The following is a 19,517-nucleotide window of genomic DNA, read 5'->3' on the forward strand; positions in this document are numbered from 1 at the left end:
GTCCCCTGATCTAGGCTTTCATGACATGAAACGGCGCCTGCACCTGACCGAAGGTAGCTCTGACAAGTTCTGGTACATCGATGCGGTCGAGGACCGGGTGACGGTCCGCTACGGACGCAGCGGCACCGCGGGCACGACGCGGACGAAGCAGTACGAATCCGCGGACAAGGCCCTCGCCGAGGCGGAGAAACAGGTGGCCGCGAAGACCAAGAAGGGCTACACCGACGAGGCGTCCGTTTCCCCTGATGCCCTGGCGCAGGTGGAGCTCACCCAGCCCGGCAAGGGAAATGGCACCGGATCCACAGCCGGTGAGAGGACCGCCCCGCCGGTTCCCGGGTCGCTCACCCCACTGGACGTGCCGGACGTCGACGCCGCTGATCTGGGGTTGAGGATCACTCCTTTTGAGCGGGCCTATGACATCGGTGCCGACGTGCGCATCGAGATGGATGATTTGCCATTCGATCCCGAGGAGGAGCGGGACCGGGCCGAGCGCATCGTCTCGGTGGTGGCGACCGACAAAAATTACTATCGCCGCAGATCCGAACGCCTGCAATTCAGCGAGCTGCTGTTCGACAGGATGCCCGGCCCGGAACGAATCGCGTGGTGGGTGAACCACCTGAACGACCTGAACGCCAGCCGGGAGAAGTCCTCGTCCTCCCCCAACCACGACATCGCCTGGCCCACGTGGTTGGAGGTGGTGTTGCGCACCAAATGGCGCAGCCCGCTCGCGGTGCGCGCGGCCGAGCTCGGCAAGCTGGTCGAGGGGGCGTTGATTCTCCGCTCTCTTCTGTTCTTGTTCCCGGAGGCCGATGTCGTCTCGGCCCGAGCGGAACTGCCGTCTCCGCTGCCCGCGCCGCTCAGCAGTCAGCAGTACTACGGTTACGGGATAACCGACCATTCGGTCTTCACGGCCGCTGGGTTGGATTCCCTCGATCAGGATGAGGTACGGGGTCTGCTGGAGGCCGTGCCGAAGAACTTTTTGCAGCACAACGACTTCGACAACTTCGCCCTGGTCGGGTTGGTACTTCCCACCCCCGCCGAGCGGGTCGCGTTCGCCCGTCGCACGGGAGCGCGGGTGGTCGAGTGGAGTGGCGTGGTGCCGTGGCTGGTGGCCACCGGGCGGGATGGCTTCGGTCTGTTGCTGAGCTGGATTGACCAGCAGGCCCGTGAAACCTCCCACGCAATGCTGCGTTCCGCCGCTGAGGTGGGACACGGCCCGGGCATGGCCGGATTCTTCTTGGATGCCCTGAAAACCAAGGCGGCCGAAGTTGCGACGGAGTGGCTCCGCGACCACCTTCCCCAGGCTTTGGCCGCCGACCTGACGCGCACCCAGGCCGGTGCCCTGGCTCCCCTGCTGCGGGAACTGCCTGCCGAACAACTCCGAGGCGTTCTCAAGCGGACGCAGGGCAGCACCCGAGCCGTCATCGAAGAGATCCTGGCCGAGGCCGCAACCCCTGAACTGCCCGCTGACACCGCTTGGTGGGCGGAGCTCAGTGGATCCACGAATCCACCGAGGACACAAAAGTTTCCGTTCAACGCTGATGGCCTGCCACCGATCCTGATCGACGAGCGTCACCGGCTGGGCATCGGTCAGGTGGAGGAACTGCTGCGGGCGTTGAGCACCACTGAGCGGCACCCTCTGACCGCAGCGGTTCATGACCGGGCCGATCGCCTCAGTCGGGATCGCTTTGCCCTGGCGTTGTTGAACCTCTGGTTGGCTGCTGGTGCTCCCGCGAAGCTGTCGTGGCTGATGACCGGCGCCGGCTGGCTGGGAGACAGTGAATTCGTCAACGCCCTGACCCCGTTGATCCGGGAATGGCCGGGAGTCAGTCAGCACCAGCGGGCCGTGAAGGGCCTCACCGCGCTGCGCAACGTCGCCACGGATGAGGCGTTGCAGCAGATCTCCGGGATCGCGGCGAAGGTGAAGTTCGCCGGCCTGAAGAAACGCGCCGGCCAGGCGATGGACGAGATCGCCGCCCAACGCGGCCTGACCCGCGACGAACTGGAGGACCGTGTCATCCCCGACGGGGGTCTCGATGAACGCGGCACCCGCGTCTTCGACTACGGGCCCCGGCGTTTCCTGGCCTATGTGACCCCGGAGGACAAACTGGCCGCACGCCTCCTGGACGCCGAAGACCACCCCACCGGGAGGGTGCTGAGCACCCTCCCGGCACCCAACAAGAGCGACGACACCGAGCGGGCGAAAGCCGCAAAAGCCGAGTACAACGCGGTGAAGAAAGCCGTCACAACGCTGGCGAAGGTTCAGCTGGCGCGTTTCGAACGCGCCATGATCCAGGACCGCCGCTGGAGCCCGGAGGACCACGCCCGTCTCATCGCTCCCCACCCGGTCCTGAGACGCCTCCTGTCCGGAATCATCTGGGGTTTCTATGACGACGCTGCTCTGGTGGGTACTGCGAGGATCGACGAGGACGGCCGGCTCGTCGACCCCGAAGATGAAGCCGTCGATACCACTGGCTGCTCCATCGGCATCGTTCATCCCCTGGAACTGGGCGACGCCACCAAGGCCGCCTGGGGCGAGGTGCTGGCCGACTACGAACTCGCCCAGCCGTTCAAGCAGCTCGACCGCCCCGTCTTCCACCTCCCCGCCGGCCAGGGCGATGACGTGAAACTCCACGACCTGCCCGAGGGCAAAATCCCCGCGGGCAAGCTCATCGGGGCCTTCACCAGGTACGGCTGGGAACGCGGCGAAGCCCTCGACGCAGGCAGCTACTGCATCCACGCCATGGAGATCCCAACAGCCGACCTGACCGCGGTGATCCGCTACACAGGCATGTGGATGGGACCCATGACGGAACAAGAAGACCAGGAAATCGAGGAGGTTTTCATCCTCAAGGGATGCCACGACCCGAAGAACCTCGGGTGGGGAGACGGTTGGCGCACGAAGAGCCTTGAACGCGTCCCCTGGAACCAGGTTCCACCCAAGATCACCTCCGAGATCTTGGCCGTTTTGAAGGAGATGTCGAACGCATGACCGACATACAACGCCCACCGGCCGAACTTCGCCACGCCGACGAGCTGGAACTCCTGAAACAACGCGACAGGAAACAGAAACGCCCCGTCGCTCCCGGCTGGCAGCTTTCGGCGCAGTCGGTGGTGGAGTTCGTGCTGGGCGACGGGAAACAGATCACGGGCAAGTACGTGGGACGGCGTTCCCTGATTGAACGCTGCGTGGTGTCGCTGGCCACGAACCGGGGTTTGATGCTGATCGGCGAACCCGGCACGGCAAAGTCGCTGCTGAGCGAGCTCCTGGCAGCAGCGATCTCCGGGGACACCACCCTGACCATCCAGGGTTCGGCCGCCACCACCGAGGACGCCATCAAGTACTCCTGGAACTACGCGATGCTGCTGGCCGAGGGACCGACCCTGAAATCCCTCGTGCCCGCCCCCGTCCACCGGGGCATGTCGGAGGGCAAGGTGGTGCGTTTCGAGGAGATCACCCGATGCGCCCCCGAGGTGCAGGACTCGATGCTGTCGGTGCTCTCGGACCGCACCTTGTCCATTCCCGAACTGGATGCGGCCCACCGGACCCTGTACGCGAAACGGGGATTCAACGTGATCGGCACCGCCAACACCCGTGACCGTGGCGTCAACGAGATGTCGGCCGCGTTGAAGCGCCGGTTCAACTTCGAGACCATCGGCGCCATCGAGAACCTCGAGGTGGAGATGGCGCTGGTGGAGCGCGAGGCCGATGCGATGCTGCGGGCCGCCGAGATCCCGGCCCGGCTGGGCCGCGACGCCACCGAGGTGCTGGTCACGGTGTTCCGCGAGCTGCGTTCCGGGAAGGCGTCCGAGCAGGGTGTGGAGCGCCTGAGCAGCGCCATGTCCACGGCGGAGGCGGTCTCCACCGGCATGGCGGCCGCCGTCCACGCGGCCTGGTTCGGCAACGACGCCCCGGGCGGCAGGGAACTGGCGGAGGCCATCGTCGCCTCGGCGCTGAAGGACGAACCGGAGGACGTCTCCAAGCTGCGCGCCTACCGTGAACGGCACGTCAAGAAACGCTCCGGTATCTGGCAGGAGCTGTACAAACACCTGCCCTGACCACGGGTTGTCCTGTCTGTCCGGCGGGGTTCACAGGCAGCCGGGCAGTCTCCAAGGCCTGTGACCGTGGCACTTCCCTGGCCACCGGGAGTGGTTTCAACGCGAGCTGCTCCTTCGTCGCAGCCCGGCTCAACCAGCTCCACACCTTCCGACCCGCCCCACGAAACAGCGTTTCCTACACCGCTATGGGTGCTTTTATGGCGGGGTGGGGGTCGTAGTTCTCAACGGTGATGTCGGGCAGCTCGAACCGGTCGATCTCCCGCACCCCGGGGTTCAGGGCGAGCCGCGGGAGGGCGCGCGGCCGGCGGGTCAGCTGTTCGGTCACCTGATCGAAGTGGTTGTGGTAGATGTGCGCGTCGCCGAGGGTGTGGATGAACTCCCCCACTTCCAGCCCCGTCACCTGCGCGACGAGGTGGGTCAGCAGCGCGTAGGAGGCGATGTTGAACGGCACCCCCAGGAACACGTCCGCGGAACGCTGGTAGAGCTGACAGCTCAGCCTGCCCCCGGCCACGTAGAACTGGAACAGGGTGTGGCAGGGGGGCAGGGCCATGGAGTCCACATCGGCGACGTTCCAGGCGGAGACGACGTGCCGCCTGGACTCCGGATTGCGGCGCAGGGATTCGATCACCCCGGCGAGCTGATCCACGTGCCGCCCGTCCGGAGTGGGCCAGGAACGCCACTGGTAGCCGTAGATGGGCCCGAGGTTCCCGTTCTCGTCGGCCCATTCGTCCCAGATGGTGATGCGGTTCTCGTGCAGCCAGGCGATGTTGGTGTCGCCCCGCAGGAACCACAGCAGTTCGCCGAAAACGGACCGGGTGTGCACCTTCTTGGTGGTCAGCAGTGGAAACCCCGCGGTCAGGTCGAATCTCATCTGGTGCCCGAAGAGGCTGCGGGTGCCGGTTCCGGTGCGGTCGCCACGGTCGATTCCGTCAGCCATGACGCGGCGTAGCAGGTCCAGGTAGATCTCCATCACTGCTCCTTCAACCAGGCCACGAAGGCGCGCACGGCCTTGCCGCGGTGGCTGATCGCGTCCTTCTGCGCGGCCGTCAGCTCCGCGGACGTGCAGGTCCACCCCTCGGGCAGGAACAGCGGATCATATCCGAAACCACCGTCGCCGCGTTCCTCCTCGGCGATCCGTCCCGGCATCTCACCGCGCCAGAGCTGCCGGCCACCACCGGGCAGCACCAGGGCCAGGGCGCACACGAAACGTGCGCCGCGCCGCTCGGCGGGCACCCCGGCCAGCTGCGCCAGGAGCAGCGCGTTGTTGGCGGCATCGTCGCACTCCGGCCCGGCCCAGCGGGCAGAACGAACCCCCGGCATGGAATTGAGCTCATCCACCTCGAGCCCCGAGTCGTCGGCCAGGGCGGCCAGCCCGGTGTGACGGGCCGCCGCCTCGGCCTTGATGAAGGCGTTGCCCTCGAAGGTCCTCTCGGTTTCGGCGGGCTCGGGGCAGGGATCGAAATCACCCAGTCCCAGCACATCCACCGCCAGCCCCGCGTCCCGGATGACGCGGCGCAGTTCGATCAGTTTCCTGGGGTTGTTGGTGGCCAGCACCACCTTCTCGACCTTCTCGACGCGGCCCGTCACGCCAGGGCCTCGCGTTGCAACCGGGTCAGTTCCGCACACCCTGCCGCGCCGAGGTCGAGCAGCCGGTCCAGGTCGGCACGGTTGAAGGGTGCTCTCTCCGCGGTGCCCTGCACCTCGATGAAATCCCCCGACCCGGTCATGACGATGTTCATGTCCGTCCCGGCCTGCGAATCCTCCTCGTAGGCCAGGTCGAGCAGCGGCACCCCCTCGATGAAACCGACGGACACGGCTGCGACGGAATCCTTCAACGGTTCACCCTTGAGCACGTCCAGTTCACGCAGGTGGGTCACCGCGTCGGCGAGGGCCACATAGGCGCCGGTGATGGCCGCGGTACGGGTACCGCCGTCGGCCTGCAGCACGTCGCAGTCCAGGACGATGGTGTTCTCCCCCAGGGCCGAGTAGTCGACGACGGCACGCAGCGAACGCCCGACCAGGCGTGAGATCTCGTGGGTGCGGCCGCCGATCCGGCCCCGCACGGACTCGCGGTCGCTGCGGGAGTGGGTGGCCCTGGGAAGCATCGAGTACTCGGCGGTCACCCACCCGAGGCCGGTGTCCCGCCGCCAGCGGGGGACCCCGACGGTGACGGATGCGGCAACAAGCACCCGGGTCTTCCCGAACTCCACGAGCACGGATCCCTCGGCGTGGTCGAGCCACCCGCGGGTGATACGGACTTCACGGAGCTGGTCGGCCCGGCGGCCGTCGATGCGCAGAATCATGGGCCCAACCTACCGGAGTTCGGTTGGGCCGCCGTTCAGTACAGCTCCACCTGCTCGACATCGTGGACGAAACGCCCGAGGAGCCTCTCCCCGATGCCCTGGAAGGAGTCGGCGTCGCCAGTGGTCAGGAACCGGCGGCTGGCGTGCCGCGGGGTGTCGTGCAGCAGGCCCTTGCGGGTGAGCCGCGCGTAGGTGTCCTGGGCACAGGCGTCCGAGGAGGAGACCAGCACCACGTCGTCACCGAGCACGTAGTTGATGACGCCGGTGAGCAGCGGATAGTGGGTGCAGCCGAGGATCAGGGTGTCGATGTGCGCCGCCTGGAGGGGGGCCAGGTATTCGCGGGCCACCCCGAGCAGTTCCTCGCCCCCGGTGATGCCGGCCTCCACGAACTCCACGAACCTCGGGCACGCCTGGGTGGTGAGCCGCACGTCACCGGCCACCGCGAACGCGTCGTCGTAGGAACGGGACATGGCCGTGGCCTCGGTGCACACCACCCCGACCCGGCCGCTGCCGGAGGCGGCCAGGGCACGGCGGGCGGCGGGCAGGATCACCTCGAGGATCGGCACGTCGTAGCGTTCCCGGGCATCCCTCAGCACCGCGGAGCTGGCGGAGTTGCAGGCGATCACCAGCGCCTTGACCCCCCGCTTGGCCAGGTGGTCGAGGCCCTGGATGGCGAACTCCCGGACCTGCGCGATCGGCCGAGGACCGTAGGGGGCCCGGGCCGTGTCACCGAGATAGACGAAATCCTCGTTGGGAAGCTGGTCCACGAGGGAACGCATCACGGTGAGCCCGCCGAAACCGGAATCGAAGACCCCGATCGGGGCCTCACGTCCGTTCACCGCCCCTCCCCCCGCCACTTGGCGTGGAGTGCATCCTCGATCAGCAACGCGAGCCAGTCGAGGATCGCGGCGGTTTCCGGGTCGTTGTCCACGTCCTCCCTCGTCGGTTCCGCCAACCGTTCCGAGGATCCGGTCAGTTCCACGTACCACTGGGCCCTGAGCGCCGCCAGAACCGATACCCAGGAGTCGATGTCTTGGCTCGGGACCACCACCCGGGCCCGGTCGTCGTCCTCCAGGGCGACCAGCACCTTCCGGGCGGCCTCCAGCCGGTTCTGAACCTGACCCGCGACGGCGTGACGCCGGAACTGGCCGGCCTCGCCCTCATCGGCAAGCGCAGGCGGGAAGAAACGCCCGAGCCCGGGTTCCTCGGCGAGGGTTTCGGCGCAGACCGACTCGGCCCTGAGTTCCGCGTCAAGCCTCGCCAGGGGATCGTCGGATTCAACCCGGGGAAGCAGTGGTTCCAGGTCGTGTGCGTAGCGTTCAACCAGGAAACGCAGCACCCTGCCACGCCCGTCACCCGCGTGGAAGATCCAAGCGACCTCGTTCACTGTCGCTCCATGGTCGCCCAGAGAGTGTAGTTCTGCATTGCCAGGACATCGCGTTCCATGGCCTCACGATTGCCCATCGACACCACGGCACGTCCCTCCGTGTGCACCTTCAGCATCAGCTCCTCCGACTTCGCCTTCGGATAACCGAAGTACTCGCAGAACACGTGGGTGACGTAGTCCATCAGGTTCACGGGATCGTCCCAGACGATCGTCACCCATGACTCCGCCGGGGTTTCCAGCGGGGAATCCAGCACCGCCACCTGGCCGTCGGTCTGCTCCTCGACGACGCGGGGAGACGGTGGAACAGGTCGAGGACACATGCCTGCCATCGTACCGACACACGACGCCTGCCTCCCATGCGCTTCCGCACCGTTCGTGGGCCGATGCCGTTGTCCCACTATGCTTGGCCCATGACGACAGCGCTGCTGACCGACCACTACGAGTTGACGATGGTTCAGGCCGCCATGGACGCGGGCACCGCGGGCAGGCGTTCCCTGTTCGACATGTTCACCCGTCGTCTGCCGGAGGGCCGCCGCTACGGGGTACTCGCAGGCCTGGGGCGGGCCTTGGACGCCATCGACGAGTTCCGTTTCGATCCCGCCACCCTGCAGTTCCTGCTGGATCGAGGAATCATCCGCGACAACCTGGCGGAATGGCTGGCCGACTACCGTTTCAGCGGTGACATCTGGGGATACCCGGAGGGTGAGACCTATTTCCCGGGGTCGCCGGTGCTGTCCGTGGAGGGCAGCTTCGCGGAGGCCTGCATCCTGGAGACGGTGCTGCTCAGCATTTACAACTTCGATTCCGCCATAGCCGCGGCCGCCTCCCGCATGACCGCCATGGCCGAGGGAAGGCCCTGCGCGGAGATGGGATCGCGCCGAACCCACGAGTGGGCGGCGGTCGGCGCCGCCCGCGCGGCCTACATCGCCGGGTTCTCCGCGACCTCGAACCTGGAGGCCGGACGCGTCTACGGAATCCCGACCATGGGCACCGCAGCGCACTCCTTCACGCTTCTCCACGACTCGGAGGAGGACGCCTTCCGGGCGCAGCTCAGCGCCCTGGGTGTGGAGACGACGCTGCTGGTGGACACCTACGATGTCGAGGCCGCCATCCGCAAGGGAGTGGAGCTCACCGAGGGTCGGTTGGGGGCCATCCGGCTCGATTCCGGTGACCTGCCGATGATGGCCCGTCAGGCCCGCGATCTCCTCGACGACCTGGGCGCCACGAACACCCGGATCACCGTCACCTCCGACCTCGACGAATGGCAGATCGCCGCGCTTCGCGGCGCCCCCGTCGACGGGTTCGGGGTGGGAACCTCCCTGGTCACCGGTTCCGGGCATCCCACCTGCGGGTTCGTCTACAAGCTTGTGGCCCGTTCCGGTTCCACGGATCGCGAGGCGCCGATGACCCCGGTCGGGAAGAGATCGAAGGGCAAGAACACCCTGGGGGGCCGCAAGTTCGCGATGCGCAGGCTGGGCGAGAACGGTCGCGCGGAGGCCGAGATCATCGGGCTGGGTGCGGCGCCGGTCGGTGACGGCAACGATCGCCATCTGCTGGTGGATATTGTCAAGGACGGGCAGCGGGTGTTCCCGGGAACCCTGGAGGACGCACGCACCCGGCACCGCGAATCGCTGACGGAACTTCCCCTGGCAGCATTGCGCATCAGCAGGGGCGAGCCCGCCATCGAGACGATCATCCTCGACGGCGCCGGGGTCCAGACCACCAACCCGTATCAGGCGAGTCCCCGACCGACAAATCTGTGACGGGGCTCCTCATCCCCGGATCGCTCTCCGCCGCCACGACCGTCCTCCTACTCGGCTACTCCCCGTTCATCACTTCCCCGAGCCGACGGGGCAGATCAGCGGTGAAGAGGTCCTCCAGCGTCAAGCGCTTTCCCTCGGAGTCGGCGAGCGGCACCCGCCAGTTGGGGTACTCATCCATCGTTCCCGGCTGATTCTGAGCCCGTTTCTCCCCCGCGGCATCAGCCAGGGAGACCACCAGCACCTTGGAGTTGGTCAACCGCAGATAGCGATGCATGGCCAGCATCACCTCGACGTGATCTCCTGCCCGGGCCTCATCGAGGACCCCGAAGGCGATCAACCTCTCCACCCACATGCCGCGCTCTCGCTCGGCGAAGGCAAGCTCCTGTTCGACCGGTTCGAGCAGCAAACCGAGCTGTTCGCGAAGCTTGACGTGCCCGCTCTCGAGGTATCCGAGGGTCGGGGGCAGGTCGTGGGTGGTGACCGAGGCCATGCAGTACTCACGCCACTTCTCCGGAGGCAGTACCTGCCCGTCGGTTCCATACTCCCACCACAGGATCGCGGTGCCCAGCAGGCCACGTCGCGAGAGATATTCGCGTACCCACGGCTCGACGGTGCCGAGGTCCTCCCCCACCACCAGGGCCTGTGCGCGATGCGCCTCCAGCGCCAGGATCCCGATCAGCGCCTCATGGTTGTAGCGAACGTAGGTGCCGGCACTGGGTTCAAGTCCCTCGGGCACCCACCACAGTCGGAACAAGCCGATGATGTGGTCGATCCTGAGCCCACCCACACGGTTGAGAGCAGCCCGCACCATGGCGCGGAACGGCTCGTACTCCAGCTCTTCCAGTTTCAAGGGATTCCACGGCGGCTGTCCCCAGTCCTGGCCGCCCTGGTTGTACTGATCCGGTGGAGCACCGACGGTGATCCCTGGGGCGTAGACGTCGCCCATCAGCCAGGTTTCCGCGCTGGCCTTGCCGACCCCGACCGCCAGATCGGCCAGCACACCGACCCCCATGCCGGCCTCCTCCGCGGCGGTCTGCGCCACTGACAGCTGCTGCTGCGCGGTCCACTGAAGCCATTCGAAGAACTCCACCCGCTCTACCCGGGCAGCAGCGAACTCCTCCGTCGCGGCGGAACGCGGATCACGCAGCTCCTCGGGCCACAACCGCCAGTCGTTGCCGTGAACCTCGCTGAGGACACTCCAGACCGCGAAATCGCGCAACGCGCGGCCTTCACGGCGACGGAAACCGTCGAAGGACACTTGGCGAGCGGGGCGTCGACCAGTTTGGAACAGCTCCCACAGCGCTTCTCGCTTGCCCTCCCACACCGTGTCACGGTCAATGATCTCTCTGCGTTTCCGCACCGACTTGCGCAGCTTGCGTATCCTCCGTCGCGTCGGCTGAGCGAGGCTGGCATATTCGGGCACCGCCTCGGGCCTGATGTACAACGGACTCAGGAAGCGTCGGCTCGAGGGCAGGTATGGCGATGAATCGATCGGAGCCACTGCCTGGGACGCGTGCAGCGGATTGACCAGTACGAAACCGGCATGCTGTTCGTTTCCCGCCCATGTGGCGAGATCGGCCAAGTCGGTGAAATCGCCGATTCCCCACGAACGTTTCGAGGTGACGCTGTAGAGCTGGAGAGCGTATCCCCACGTGCGGTTTCCGCGCATGCCCGGTGGGAAACCCACGAAACCGGGGGTGACGATCAGAGCGGCGGAAGCGGTTCCCTCGCTGGAAGTGGCTTCCACACGGTGGTATCCGAGCGGCAGGTCCGTCACCTCGAAGCTGGCCTCACCGCGAAGACACCCTGCCACCTCGCGGTCCGGGGTCCAGTTGTCGGTCTGTGTCGCCGATCGTCTTTCCCCGTTCTCCAGGACTACCTCGAGGGACACCGGGGATCCGGCCGCAACGTGCACGTCGATCCGTAGCGTTTCCCCCTCCTCGACGACGGTGCAGGGCGGCAGAACCCGCTGCCAGTGCTGCTCGTCGAGCCGGGCCAGCGCATCCCTGCGCTCCTCCGGAGTGTCGGCCTCCACCCCCATGGCCCGGAGCACCGCCATAACCGTGGCCTCCGATATGAGGGTGTGGTTTCCTTTCCAGTCCCAGAACTCCCGGGCTATTCCCAAGCGTTCCGCGAGTTCGTCCAACTCGGCAGTCAGGTGTGACAAGGCTTCATTCCTCCTGGCTGGGCAAGGATCAGTTCTTCACAACGATGGTGCCGGCCATCATGTCATGAAAGGTTTGCTTTTTCTCGGTGAACAACGGCATCAGATAATTGACGAGCACCGGCAGGAAAACCAAGGCGGCACCGAAGTAGCCAATGAGTTCCTCCACCAGGGTCCGTCTCAGGGCCCTCACGAACCCGGGGGTTCGCGCGGAGGGTTCATCGGCGCGGGCCACGCGGATGCGCATGGCCATTTTGCCCAGGGTGGCTCCGAAACCGGCGATCAGAAGAACCCGGTAAAGAATACCCAGCACCGTGACGGCAATCCCCGCGGTCGTCAGGGAGCTGACGAGTTCCGTGGGCACCTCGCCCGGGTAACGCTCCCCGGCCTGAGCGGCCCTGACCAGCCCGTTCATCCAGGCCTCGAAGCGTTCGTAGAGTCCCGGGACCAGCAGCTCGATGAGCAGGTAGGAGGGAATGACCAGGATCAGCCCGTCGAGGACACGGGCAGCCACCCGCGACCCCCAGCTCGCATATCTGGCTCCTGCCCATGATCGCGTGATCGTGCTGTAGAGCCCGCCACCGCCGTGGCCGACGGGGTTCGCCGACCGGCTGTCGGGCCGGGTGACGTCGGACCAGCTGGTGCCGTCCCAGTAACGCTCATCTCCGGAGCCGGCCGGGTCGGGGTACCACCCAGCGGATGGTTGCGGGGCGGAGTAGTGCATGGCCACAAGGATGCCATCCCGAACCGCCGGAAACCACCGAGGCCGGCGGCCGTGTCCTCACCCCGCAACGTCATGAACCGGCCCGATCAGCAGCGAAGCGGCGATGGCAAGCACCGATGCCGCCAACAGCATGAGGAAGATCCATCCGAAAGCAGGCACTCCCTCCGCGAGCAGCATCGCGTAACAGGCCCCCGTGAGCGCGGTCATGACCGAGTTCCCGAGGGATTCAGCCACCTGCAGGGCACTGGAATTGCGGCCCTGTTCCTGCGGACCTGACAGCGCCATGGTCGCCACGGCGGTACTGGACATCGTCAGGCCCATCCCGCACCCGGCCAGTGTCCAGGCCGTCACGCCGACCCACAGGGGCACCTCCACCCAGGTCAGGAACATCGCGATCCCCGCCGTTCCGGATGCGACGAGGCAGGTGCCGAACGTGATGATGCGGTCGCGGCGCAGTCTCATCCGGGATTGGAGCCAGGAACCGAGACTCCATCCGAGGCTTCCTATGGTCAGGGCCAGGCCCGCCTGGAAGGTGTCGAGGCCTTTCAGGTTCTGCAGGCCGAGCAGCAGGAAGGCCTCTCCCGCGAAGAAAGCACCGGCCTGAAGCGCACGGCTGGCGACTATGGGACCGAGCCCGGCACTCAGACTCCTGACGCGGGGCGGCAGCACCTTCGGCAGCCCCAGACCCAGGGCGGACACCCCTGCGAATCCCGCCAGCAGGCTCCACTGCCCGAATCCCTGCCCTGCGAGCTGCAGCAGGGCCGGGGCGCCGGCCACCGCGGCCACCGCCCACGGGGCGATCCCGGGTGCATCAGGATCCGGTTCGCTGCGCTCCTGAAGGGCTTTCAGATGCGGCCAGGTCAGGGCGGCGGCGACCAGCAGCAGGGGCATCGTCGCTGCGAAGTTGAGGCGCCAGTTCACCGCCACCAGGGCGGCCGAGACCGGCGGCCCCAGGAAGGCGGGAAGCACCCAGCAGAAACTGAGCATCGCGAGCACCGCCGGGCGCCGCCCGGCGGGGAAGGCGAGCGCGATGACCACGAACAGGCTGAGGTTGAGGGCACCGGCACCCAGGCCCTGCACGAGACGTGCCGCCAGCAGCAACCAGACATCCGTGGCGAACGAGCCGGCGATCAGGCCGAGGAACATCACGCCGAAACCCAGACCCATGGAGACCAACGGACCGTGCCGGTCGCAGTGCCTGCCGGCCACCAGGATCGATGCCAGCATCCCCATCACGGGCATGGAGAAGGCCCAGGGATAGAGGGCGGCGGCGTCGAGGGAACGCATCGCCTCGGGCAGGGCCGCCGCAACCCCGATCATCTGGAAGGCGACCGCGAACACCGCCAGCAGCAGCCCCACCAGCAGACCCGCGGTACCCCCTCGACGATATCCGGTGTTCACGATGTTCTCCAACGTCTAGGATTGATCCATGAGTGAGCTTGCCCCCGGTTCCCAGACGGTTCTGGACGAACGCACCGAACTGCGGGACTCCGACGACCACGAACGATTCAGCCACTACGTGCCGGCGAAGAAACTGGAGAAGGCCAGGTTGACCGGCACACCCGTCGTGGCTCTGTGCGGAAAGGTCTGGGTGCCCTCCCGGAACCCGGACAAGTACCCGGTGTGCCCGGAGTGCAAGGAGATCTGGCAGTCCATGAAGCCCGGCGATCCCGGGAAGTGACCGCGTCCATCGGTTGCGGCCCGGCGATCCGGGCCGCAACCGATGGATCAGTAACGGTAGTGTTCGGACTTGAACGGGCCTGCCACAGGAACCCCGAGGTAGTCGGCCTGGGCCTGGGTCAGGGTGCTCAGCTCCACCCCCAGTGATGGCAGGTGAAGGCGTGCGACCTCCTCGTCCAGGTGTTTCGGGAGCAGGTACACCCCGGGCGGGTAGGCCTCGGGCCTGAGGAACAGCTCCATCTGGGCCAGCACCTGGTTGGTGAACGAGTTGCTCATCACGAACGACGGATGTCCGGTCGCGTTGCCGAGGTTCAGCAACCGGCCCTCGCTCAGCACGATCACCGCGTGGCCGTCCGGGTAGACCCACTTGGCAACCTGCGGTTTGATCTCGACCTTCGTCACATCCTTCCGGGCGGCGAGTCCGGCCATGTCGATCTCGTTGTCGAAGTGCCCGATGTTTCCGACGATGGCCTGGTGTTTCATCCGGGCCATGTGTTCCTCGAGGATGACGTCGCGGCACCCGGTGGCGGTGACGAAGATGTCGCCGACCTCCACCACCGATTCGAGCCTCGACACCTGGAAACCGTCCATGGCCGCCTGCAGGGCGCAGATCGGGTCCACCTCGGTGACGATGACCCGTGCGCCCTGGCCGCGCAGCGACTCGGCGCACCCCTTGCCCACGTCGCCGTAGCCGCAGACCACGGCAACCTTGCCGCCGATCAGGACGTCGGTGGCGCGGTTGATGCCGTCGACCAGGGAGTGGCGGCAGCCGTACCTGTTGTCGAACTTGGACTTGGTGACCGAGTCGTTGACGTTGATGGCCCCGAACAGCAGGGTGCCGTTGCGGTGCATCTCGTAGAGGCGATGGACACCGGTGGTGGTTTCCTCGGTGACCCCGAGGATGCCCGCCGCGAGGGCCTCGAAGTCCAACTGCCCCAACGCCTCCCGCAGAGCGGCCTTGACGACGAGGGCCTCCTCCGGATCAGCCGGGTCGTCGGCGGGCACGGCCCCTGCGCGCTGGGCCGCGACGCCCTCGTGGACGAACAGGGTGGCGTCGCCGCCGTCGTCGAGGATCAGATTGGGGCTCGTCCCGCCGGGCCAGTCGAGGATCTGGCGGGTGCACCACCAGTACTCCTGGAGCGTTTCACCCTTCCACGCGAAAACGGGCACGCCCCTCGGGTCCTCGGGGGTGCCGTCCGGGCCGACGACGACGGCGGCCGCCGCGTGGTCCTGGGTGGAGAAGATGTTGCAGGACGCCCACCTCACCTCCGCGCCGAGCGCCACGAGGGTCTCGATCAGCACCGCGGTCTGGACGGTCATGTGGATGGATCCCGCGATGCGAGCGCCCGCCAGTGGCTTCGAGGCCGCGTGTCGTTCACGCATGGCCATCAGACCGGGCATCTCGTGTTCAGCGAGGGTGATCTCCTCACGGCCGAAATCGGCCAGGGACAGATCTGCTACACGGAAGTCGAATGTCACGCCCCGGAGTTTACGCCCATGGCTTCGGTCCCTGCGAGGTACGACAAAGCCAGGTCATAGCCCGCCGGGCCGCAGCCGATGATGATGCCGGCCGCCTTCGCCGACAGGACACTGTGACGGCGGAACTCCTCACGGGCGTGGACATTGGAGATGTGGACCTCGACGTAGGTGACCAGCGCCGCAGCATCCGCCACGGCATGGCTGTAGTGGGTCCATGCCCCCGCATTGAGAACGCAGGGAATCCCGTCGTCAGCCGCCTCATGGAGCCACTCGATGTAGCGGCCTTCGTAGTCGGTCTGCCGTACATCCACATCCAACCCGAGCCCACGACCATGCTCAACGAGCCGGGTCACCAGATCAACGTGGGTGAGACGGCCATAGATCTCGGGTTGACGTTTTCCCAGCCTTCCGAGATTCGGACCGTTCAAGACGAAAACCCTGCGCATCCGTTTCTCCTTCAGTCCTGATCCGCGCCCAGGCCTATCCCCAGGTAGGTGGCGGCGTAGCGCCCTTGAAGCAGCAGGGTGACGTAGCGTTCCACGTCAGAGGCTCCCAGTTCTGCCATGCCGGAGCTGATGTGACACACCCGCACCCCGATGTCATCGGCCAGGCGCGTCAGCCTCCGGGGCGTCTCCGTCATCGGCTCCGGCACCTGATCCGCATCGAGCAACAACAACGCGGGGCCGATCTCGGCGTCCTGTTCGAAGGGATCGGTGAACACGTCTCGCTGAGGCGTACCGAGCAGTACCGCCTCCAGTTCCTCGGCATCCGCTGCCAAGGCGAGCCGGCCACTGGCTCGTCGAAGCGTCTCAGCGATCCGCCGGGATGCGCGCCCCGCCAACGTCGTCCCTCCCCACACCAACGGGAACGAGTCGGCCAGACCGACGGCCAGGTCCTTGCCCGGGTTGTCGCCGAGGGGACGCGCAGGTGAGCAGCGAACCGCGACCGTGTCCGCGGCGGACGCGGCGAGTTCCACATCCACCGTGGGCCCCAGTTCCAGTTGCCCCAGCAACGCGAGCACCGCGATGGCCGCGGCCATGGGATCGTCGTGTGGCGTGGGGAGGTGAGTGGTCAGCGGACCTGCACCCGCCACGGCCAACGCAGATCCCTCCGGGGCGGCAACTATGGCGGTGGCTCCTCTGCGAACGGCCTCGGTCAGGCAGCGGACCTCCCAGGCCGGGGCGTCGTGGGAACCGAGCGCTACCACCAGGTCGAGCGGCCCGACCCACGCGGGCAGACCCGGGCCGGGCCACGCCATGAAGGGCACGGGGCAGGCAGGTTCCAGGACGGCCCGCACCAGTCTCGCCTCCGCACCCAGCACGAGCACCCCGCGAGGCCGATCCGCTCGTGCAAGCCGGCCGGCGGGTCGGCTCAGTGCGGCACGCCTGATCCGGGCACCGGCAGATGCGAGCCACCACAGTGACTCGTCGTCGGCCAGATCATCGGCTTCCAAGCGGGAATCATCAAACCACGTGCGGGACATCCGAGAACCTCACTGGGTGTTCCGCGCCTGGTCGATCAGCAGGACCGGGATACGATCCTCCACGGGGTAGGCCAACCCGCAGGTCGCGGACGTACAGACCAGCTCCGAGCGCTCGTAGTCAACGGCAAACTTGGCGTGACACGCAGGGCATGCCGCGATGGACAAGAATTCCGTGGACAGTTCCGTGGCGGTTTCATTCATCGGCTTCTCCTTCATCCGTACGGACGAGCGCCAACACCTCATCGCGCAACCGGGTCATGGTGTCGGCGTCCCGGGCCTCGACGTTGAGTCGAAGCAGTGGCTCCGTGTTGGAAGGGCGAAGATTGATCCACCATCCGGCCTGCTCATCGCGGATCGTCAGGCCGTCCCAGTACTCGACACCACCTCGTCCTTCGAACGCCTCGGCGACACGTTCCATCGCGACTCGATGATCGGTGACGGTGGAATTGATCTCACCAGAGCGTTGGTAGCCGTCGAACCGGGCGGCGAGCACCGACAGGGGTTCAGTCGAGGACCGCAGTTGTTCCAGGACGTGAAGGGCGGCGAGCACACCCGTGTCAGCACCCCAGAAGTCGCGGAAGTAATAGTGTGCGGAGTGCTCACCGCCGAAAACGGCGTTCTCGCTGGCCATGAGCGCCTTGACGAAGGTGTGTCCCACACGCGAGACCTCGACACGCCCATGCCCGGTCACCGCGTCGGCCACCGCCTGTGACGTGATCGCGTTGACAACGACCACGCCGTCGGTTTCCTTGGAGAGCTCAGCAACCGCGATCATCGCGGTGATCACCGATGGATCGACCACATCACCGCGCTCATCGATCAGGAAACACCGGTCGGCGTCGCCGTCGAAGACCAGGCCGAGATCAGCGGAGTGCTCGCGCACCGCGGAGCACGCATCCACCAGATTTTCCGGTTCCAGCGGGTTCGCAGGGTGGTTCGGGAAAGTGCCGTCCGGTTCCATGTACAGACCGATCAGTTCCACATCACGATCGGCCAGGACCGCAGGAACGATGAGCCCACCCATCCCGTTCCCGGCATCCACGACAACCTTGAGCCGTCGTTCCCCGGAAACCGGCACCAGCCGGTCGAGGTGTGCCACGAAATCCGCGGTCAGGTCACGTTCCTGATAGCCACCCACGACGTCTTCCCCGATGTTCACCGTTGCAGCCAGTTCCCGCAGTTCAGCGGTGAAACCGGAACGCACGGGAGCGGCACCGGCCAGACAGAATTTCATGCCGTTGTACCGTGCCGGGTTGTGGCTCGCGGTGAACTGCACCCCGGGCAGCCCGAGATGTCCGGAGCCGAACCAGAGCTGATCCGTGGACGTGAGACCAAGGTTGATGATCGATGCTCCTGCTCTACGCGCACCATCCGTGAAGGCCATGGCCAGCTCCTCCCCGAGCTGTCGCATGTCACGACCCACCACGAAGGTCTCGCCGGAAAGGCCGAGCAACTCCACGAAAGCGGCACCCAGTCGACGAGCTCCGTCAAGATCCAGTTCCGGATCCGCCCCCGTCACGACACCGCGAATGTCATTGGCCTTGAAGATCTGCTCCTTAAGCACACCCCGAGCTTACCGTTCGTCGCCCGGCCCGTGGGTCATTCCACGGTGGGGAGCAGGCGTAGATGCCCGCCTTTTCGCCGACCGGTGGTGTGAGGTTTCGGTCTCGGGGCCGGGGTACGGTCCACCGGAGTGGTCGGGACGTCCTCCTCATCGCGCAGTCCGATCTCCCGAACGGCATTGGCGAGGGCCACAAGCTCGTCGTCGGCTTCTGGTTCGTTGCGTCTGCGGTCCAACGGGAGTCGGATCACCTCCCACCCCATCGGGACAGACATGCGTGAGGCGTGCTCGGCGCACAGATCAAAAGCTCCGGGGACCACGACATCGGAAAGTGGCCCCAGTACTGCCATCGAGTCCGCGTACACATACGTGAGCGTGGCCACGGCGGGTAGACCACAGGCGGTCCGGGAACAACGACGCACCATCGAAGCCTACCGCTTTCCGCGGCTAGAGTTGCCGCATGCCACGCAACCGCGACCGTCATGACCGAGGAATGCATGGACCTGTCGCCCTGCCGGATTCCAGCAATCGCAAAACCGTGCCATTGCACGCCCTGACACGGGTCGAGTACTTCAACCAGTGCGTCAAGCAGGCGCTTGCCACCATCGCCGAGGTCGACCCGCACGTCCTCGACGGCATGGTCGTGGGGGTCGAGGACGTTCCCCTGCTCAAAACGGCTTGGTCCGGTGACCGGGTTCCGATGTCGGCCGCGCTGGAACCATCGAAGGGCCGCCCCGCCCAGATCGTGATTTATGAGCGACCGCTGGAGCATCGCGCCAACAATCGCGCGGCTCTGCGTTCCTTGGTCCACCGCACGATCGTGGAACAGCTGAGCGCCCTGACGGGCCGTCCTGTCAGTGACCTGCTGGGGTACGAACCCACCGACTGGGACGATTGAGGGTCAGGGAACCTTC

The 19,517-nt window shown here is 66.4% G+C and carries 20 protein-coding genes; 5 read left to right on the top strand and 15 right to left on the bottom strand.

The window, feature by feature from the left end; translation table 11 throughout:
* Nucleotides 1–25 precede the first annotated feature (25 nt).
* Entirely contained in the window at nt 26–2,992 is a 2,967-nt protein-coding gene (locus tag E0E39_RS09830; protein ID WP_130874572.1) for a WGR and DUF4132 domain-containing protein, read from the top strand.
* Complete coding sequence (locus tag E0E39_RS09835) at nt 2,989–4,059, top strand: ATP-binding protein (protein WP_130874573.1); 1,071 nt, start codon at nt 2,989–2,991, stop codon at nt 4,057–4,059. Before E0E39_RS09830 ends, E0E39_RS09835 begins: the two co-directional genes overlap by 4 nt.
* A gap of 175 nt (nt 4,060–4,234) precedes the next feature.
* On the opposite strand, the gene E0E39_RS09840 is transcribed toward E0E39_RS09835, so the two are convergent.
* From E0E39_RS09840 to clpS, 6 genes are read right to left on the bottom strand one after another with little or no spacing between them, the layout of a single operon-like run.
* Complete coding sequence (locus E0E39_RS09840; protein WP_130874574.1) at nt 4,235–5,029, bottom strand: thymidylate synthase; 795 nt, start codon at nt 5,027–5,029, stop codon at nt 4,235–4,237.
* Nucleotides 5,029–5,646, bottom strand: coding sequence for an RdgB/HAM1 family non-canonical purine NTP pyrophosphatase (rdgB, locus tag E0E39_RS09845; protein ID WP_130874575.1), 618 nt, complete (start codon nt 5,644–5,646; stop codon nt 5,029–5,031). Before rdgB ends, E0E39_RS09840 begins: the two co-directional genes overlap by 1 nt.
* Nucleotides 5,643–6,362 carry a ribonuclease PH gene (rph, locus tag E0E39_RS09850; protein WP_130874576.1) on the bottom strand — a complete coding sequence of 240 codons (720 nt, stop codon included), beginning with the start codon at nt 6,360–6,362 and terminating at the stop codon, nt 5,643–5,645. The genes rdgB and rph overlap by 4 nt, the downstream gene beginning before the upstream one ends.
* A 35-nt stretch (nt 6,363–6,397) precedes the next feature.
* Nucleotides 6,398–7,201, bottom strand: coding sequence for a glutamate racemase (gene murI, locus E0E39_RS09855; protein ID WP_130874577.1), 804 nt, complete (start codon nt 7,199–7,201; stop codon nt 6,398–6,400).
* Nucleotides 7,198–7,749, bottom strand: coding sequence for a DUF2017 family protein (locus E0E39_RS09860; RefSeq protein WP_165444726.1), 552 nt, complete (start codon nt 7,747–7,749; stop codon nt 7,198–7,200). Before E0E39_RS09860 ends, murI begins: the two co-directional genes overlap by 4 nt.
* Entirely contained in the window at nt 7,746–8,069 is a 324-nt protein-coding gene (gene clpS, locus E0E39_RS09865) for an ATP-dependent Clp protease adapter ClpS (RefSeq protein ID WP_130874579.1), read from the bottom strand. Before clpS ends, E0E39_RS09860 begins: the two co-directional genes overlap by 4 nt.
* Before the next feature lie 90 nt (nt 8,070–8,159).
* Between clpS and E0E39_RS09870 the strand changes: the two genes are divergently transcribed.
* Nucleotides 8,160–9,512 carry a nicotinate phosphoribosyltransferase gene (locus E0E39_RS09870; RefSeq protein WP_130874580.1) on the top strand — a complete coding sequence of 451 codons (1,353 nt, stop codon included), beginning with the start codon at nt 8,160–8,162 and terminating at the stop codon, nt 9,510–9,512.
* Between the two features lie 55 nt (nt 9,513–9,567).
* On the opposite strand, the gene malQ is transcribed toward E0E39_RS09870, so the two are convergent.
* From malQ to E0E39_RS09885, 3 genes are read right to left on the bottom strand one after another with little or no spacing between them, the layout of a single operon-like run.
* A complete protein-coding gene (gene malQ / locus E0E39_RS09875) occupies nt 9,568–11,679 on the bottom strand; it encodes a 4-alpha-glucanotransferase (protein ID WP_130874581.1) in 2,112 nt (703 codons plus the stop codon).
* Between the two features lie 28 nt (nt 11,680–11,707).
* A complete protein-coding gene (locus E0E39_RS09880) occupies nt 11,708–12,400 on the bottom strand; it encodes an RDD family protein (protein WP_130874582.1) in 693 nt (230 codons plus the stop codon).
* A 57-nt stretch (nt 12,401–12,457) separates the two neighbouring features.
* Nucleotides 12,458–13,801 carry an MFS transporter gene (locus tag E0E39_RS09885; RefSeq protein ID WP_130874583.1) on the bottom strand — a complete coding sequence of 448 codons (1,344 nt, stop codon included), beginning with the start codon at nt 13,799–13,801 and terminating at the stop codon, nt 12,458–12,460.
* Between the two features lie 28 nt (nt 13,802–13,829).
* On the opposite strand from E0E39_RS09885, the gene E0E39_RS09890 reads away from it, so the two are divergent.
* Complete coding sequence (locus E0E39_RS09890; RefSeq protein WP_130874584.1) at nt 13,830–14,081, top strand: DUF3039 domain-containing protein; 252 nt, start codon at nt 13,830–13,832, stop codon at nt 14,079–14,081.
* Between the two features lie 47 nt (nt 14,082–14,128).
* Here the strand turns inward: E0E39_RS09890 and ahcY are convergent, their stop codons facing one another.
* The 6 genes from ahcY to E0E39_RS09920 are packed head-to-tail and all read right to left on the bottom strand — an operon-like array spanning nt 14,129 to nt 19,028.
* Nucleotides 14,129–15,559 carry an adenosylhomocysteinase gene (ahcY, locus tag E0E39_RS09895; protein ID WP_130874585.1) on the bottom strand — a complete coding sequence of 477 codons (1,431 nt, stop codon included), beginning with the start codon at nt 15,557–15,559 and terminating at the stop codon, nt 14,129–14,131.
* The gene (locus tag E0E39_RS09900) at nt 15,556–16,005 is read right to left on the bottom strand and encodes a type II 3-dehydroquinate dehydratase (protein ID WP_130874586.1); all 450 of its coding nucleotides are present in this window, start codon (nt 16,003–16,005) and stop codon (nt 15,556–15,558) included. The genes ahcY and E0E39_RS09900 overlap by 4 nt, the downstream gene beginning before the upstream one ends.
* Nucleotides 16,006–16,016: 11 nt before the next feature.
* Complete coding sequence (locus E0E39_RS09905) at nt 16,017–17,042, bottom strand: SIS domain-containing protein (RefSeq protein ID WP_130874587.1); 1,026 nt, start codon at nt 17,040–17,042, stop codon at nt 16,017–16,019.
* Between the two features lie 9 nt (nt 17,043–17,051).
* Entirely contained in the window at nt 17,052–17,243 is a 192-nt protein-coding gene (locus E0E39_RS09910; RefSeq protein WP_130874588.1) for a Trm112 family protein, read from the bottom strand.
* Entirely contained in the window at nt 17,236–18,606 is a 1,371-nt protein-coding gene (locus E0E39_RS09915; protein WP_130874589.1) for a phosphohexomutase domain-containing protein, read from the bottom strand. Before E0E39_RS09915 ends, E0E39_RS09910 begins: the two co-directional genes overlap by 8 nt.
* Nucleotides 18,607–18,641: 35 nt before the next feature.
* Nucleotides 18,642–19,028, bottom strand: a complete 387-nt coding sequence (locus E0E39_RS09920) for a DUF3499 domain-containing protein (RefSeq protein ID WP_130874590.1) — start codon at nt 19,026–19,028, stop codon at nt 18,642–18,644.
* A gap of 35 nt (nt 19,029–19,063) precedes the next feature.
* On the opposite strand from E0E39_RS09920, the gene E0E39_RS09925 reads away from it, so the two are divergent.
* Nucleotides 19,064–19,501, top strand: coding sequence for a metallopeptidase family protein (locus tag E0E39_RS09925; RefSeq protein WP_130874591.1), 438 nt, complete (start codon nt 19,064–19,066; stop codon nt 19,499–19,501).
* The last annotated feature ends 16 nt before the right edge of the window (nt 19,502–19,517 follow it).

The organism is [Pseudopropionibacterium] massiliense (assembly GCF_900607225.1).
Classification (GTDB): domain Bacteria; phylum Actinomycetota; class Actinomycetes; order Propionibacteriales; family Propionibacteriaceae; genus Arachnia; species Arachnia massiliensis.

Bases quoted from the DNA above. Each gene is read 5' to 3' on its own strand.
- E0E39_RS09920 (WP_130874590.1), bottom strand. From the start codon at position 19,028: ATGGTGCGTCGTTGTTCCCGGACCGCCTGTGGTCTACCCGCCGTGGCC.
- E0E39_RS09840 (WP_130874574.1), bottom strand. From the start codon at position 5,029: ATGGAGATCTACCTGGACCTGCTACGCCGCGTCATGGCTGACGGAATC.
- E0E39_RS09830 (WP_130874572.1), top strand. From the start codon at position 26: ATGAAACGGCGCCTGCACCTGACCGAAGGTAGCTCTGACAAGTTCTGG.
- E0E39_RS09880 (WP_130874582.1), bottom strand. From the start codon at position 12,400: ATGCACTACTCCGCCCCGCAACCATCCGCTGGGTGGTACCCCGACCCG.
- E0E39_RS09910 (WP_130874588.1), bottom strand. From the start codon at position 17,243: ATGAATGAAACCGCCACGGAACTGTCCACGGAATTCTTGTCCATCGCG.
- E0E39_RS09900 (WP_130874586.1), bottom strand. From the start codon at position 16,005: ATGCGCAGGGTTTTCGTCTTGAACGGTCCGAATCTCGGAAGGCTGGGA.
- rph (WP_130874576.1), bottom strand. From the start codon at position 6,362: ATGATTCTGCGCATCGACGGCCGCCGGGCCGACCAGCTCCGTGAAGTC.
- E0E39_RS09925 (WP_130874591.1), top strand. From the start codon at position 19,064: ATGCCACGCAACCGCGACCGTCATGACCGAGGAATGCATGGACCTGTC.
- E0E39_RS09870 (WP_130874580.1), top strand. From the start codon at position 8,160: ATGACGACAGCGCTGCTGACCGACCACTACGAGTTGACGATGGTTCAG.
- E0E39_RS09835 (WP_130874573.1), top strand. From the start codon at position 2,989: ATGACCGACATACAACGCCCACCGGCCGAACTTCGCCACGCCGACGAG.
- clpS (WP_130874579.1), bottom strand. From the start codon at position 8,069: ATGTGTCCTCGACCTGTTCCACCGTCTCCCCGCGTCGTCGAGGAGCAG.
- E0E39_RS09890 (WP_130874584.1), top strand. From the start codon at position 13,830: ATGAGTGAGCTTGCCCCCGGTTCCCAGACGGTTCTGGACGAACGCACC.
- E0E39_RS09905 (WP_130874587.1), bottom strand. From the start codon at position 17,042: ATGTCCCGCACGTGGTTTGATGATTCCCGCTTGGAAGCCGATGATCTG.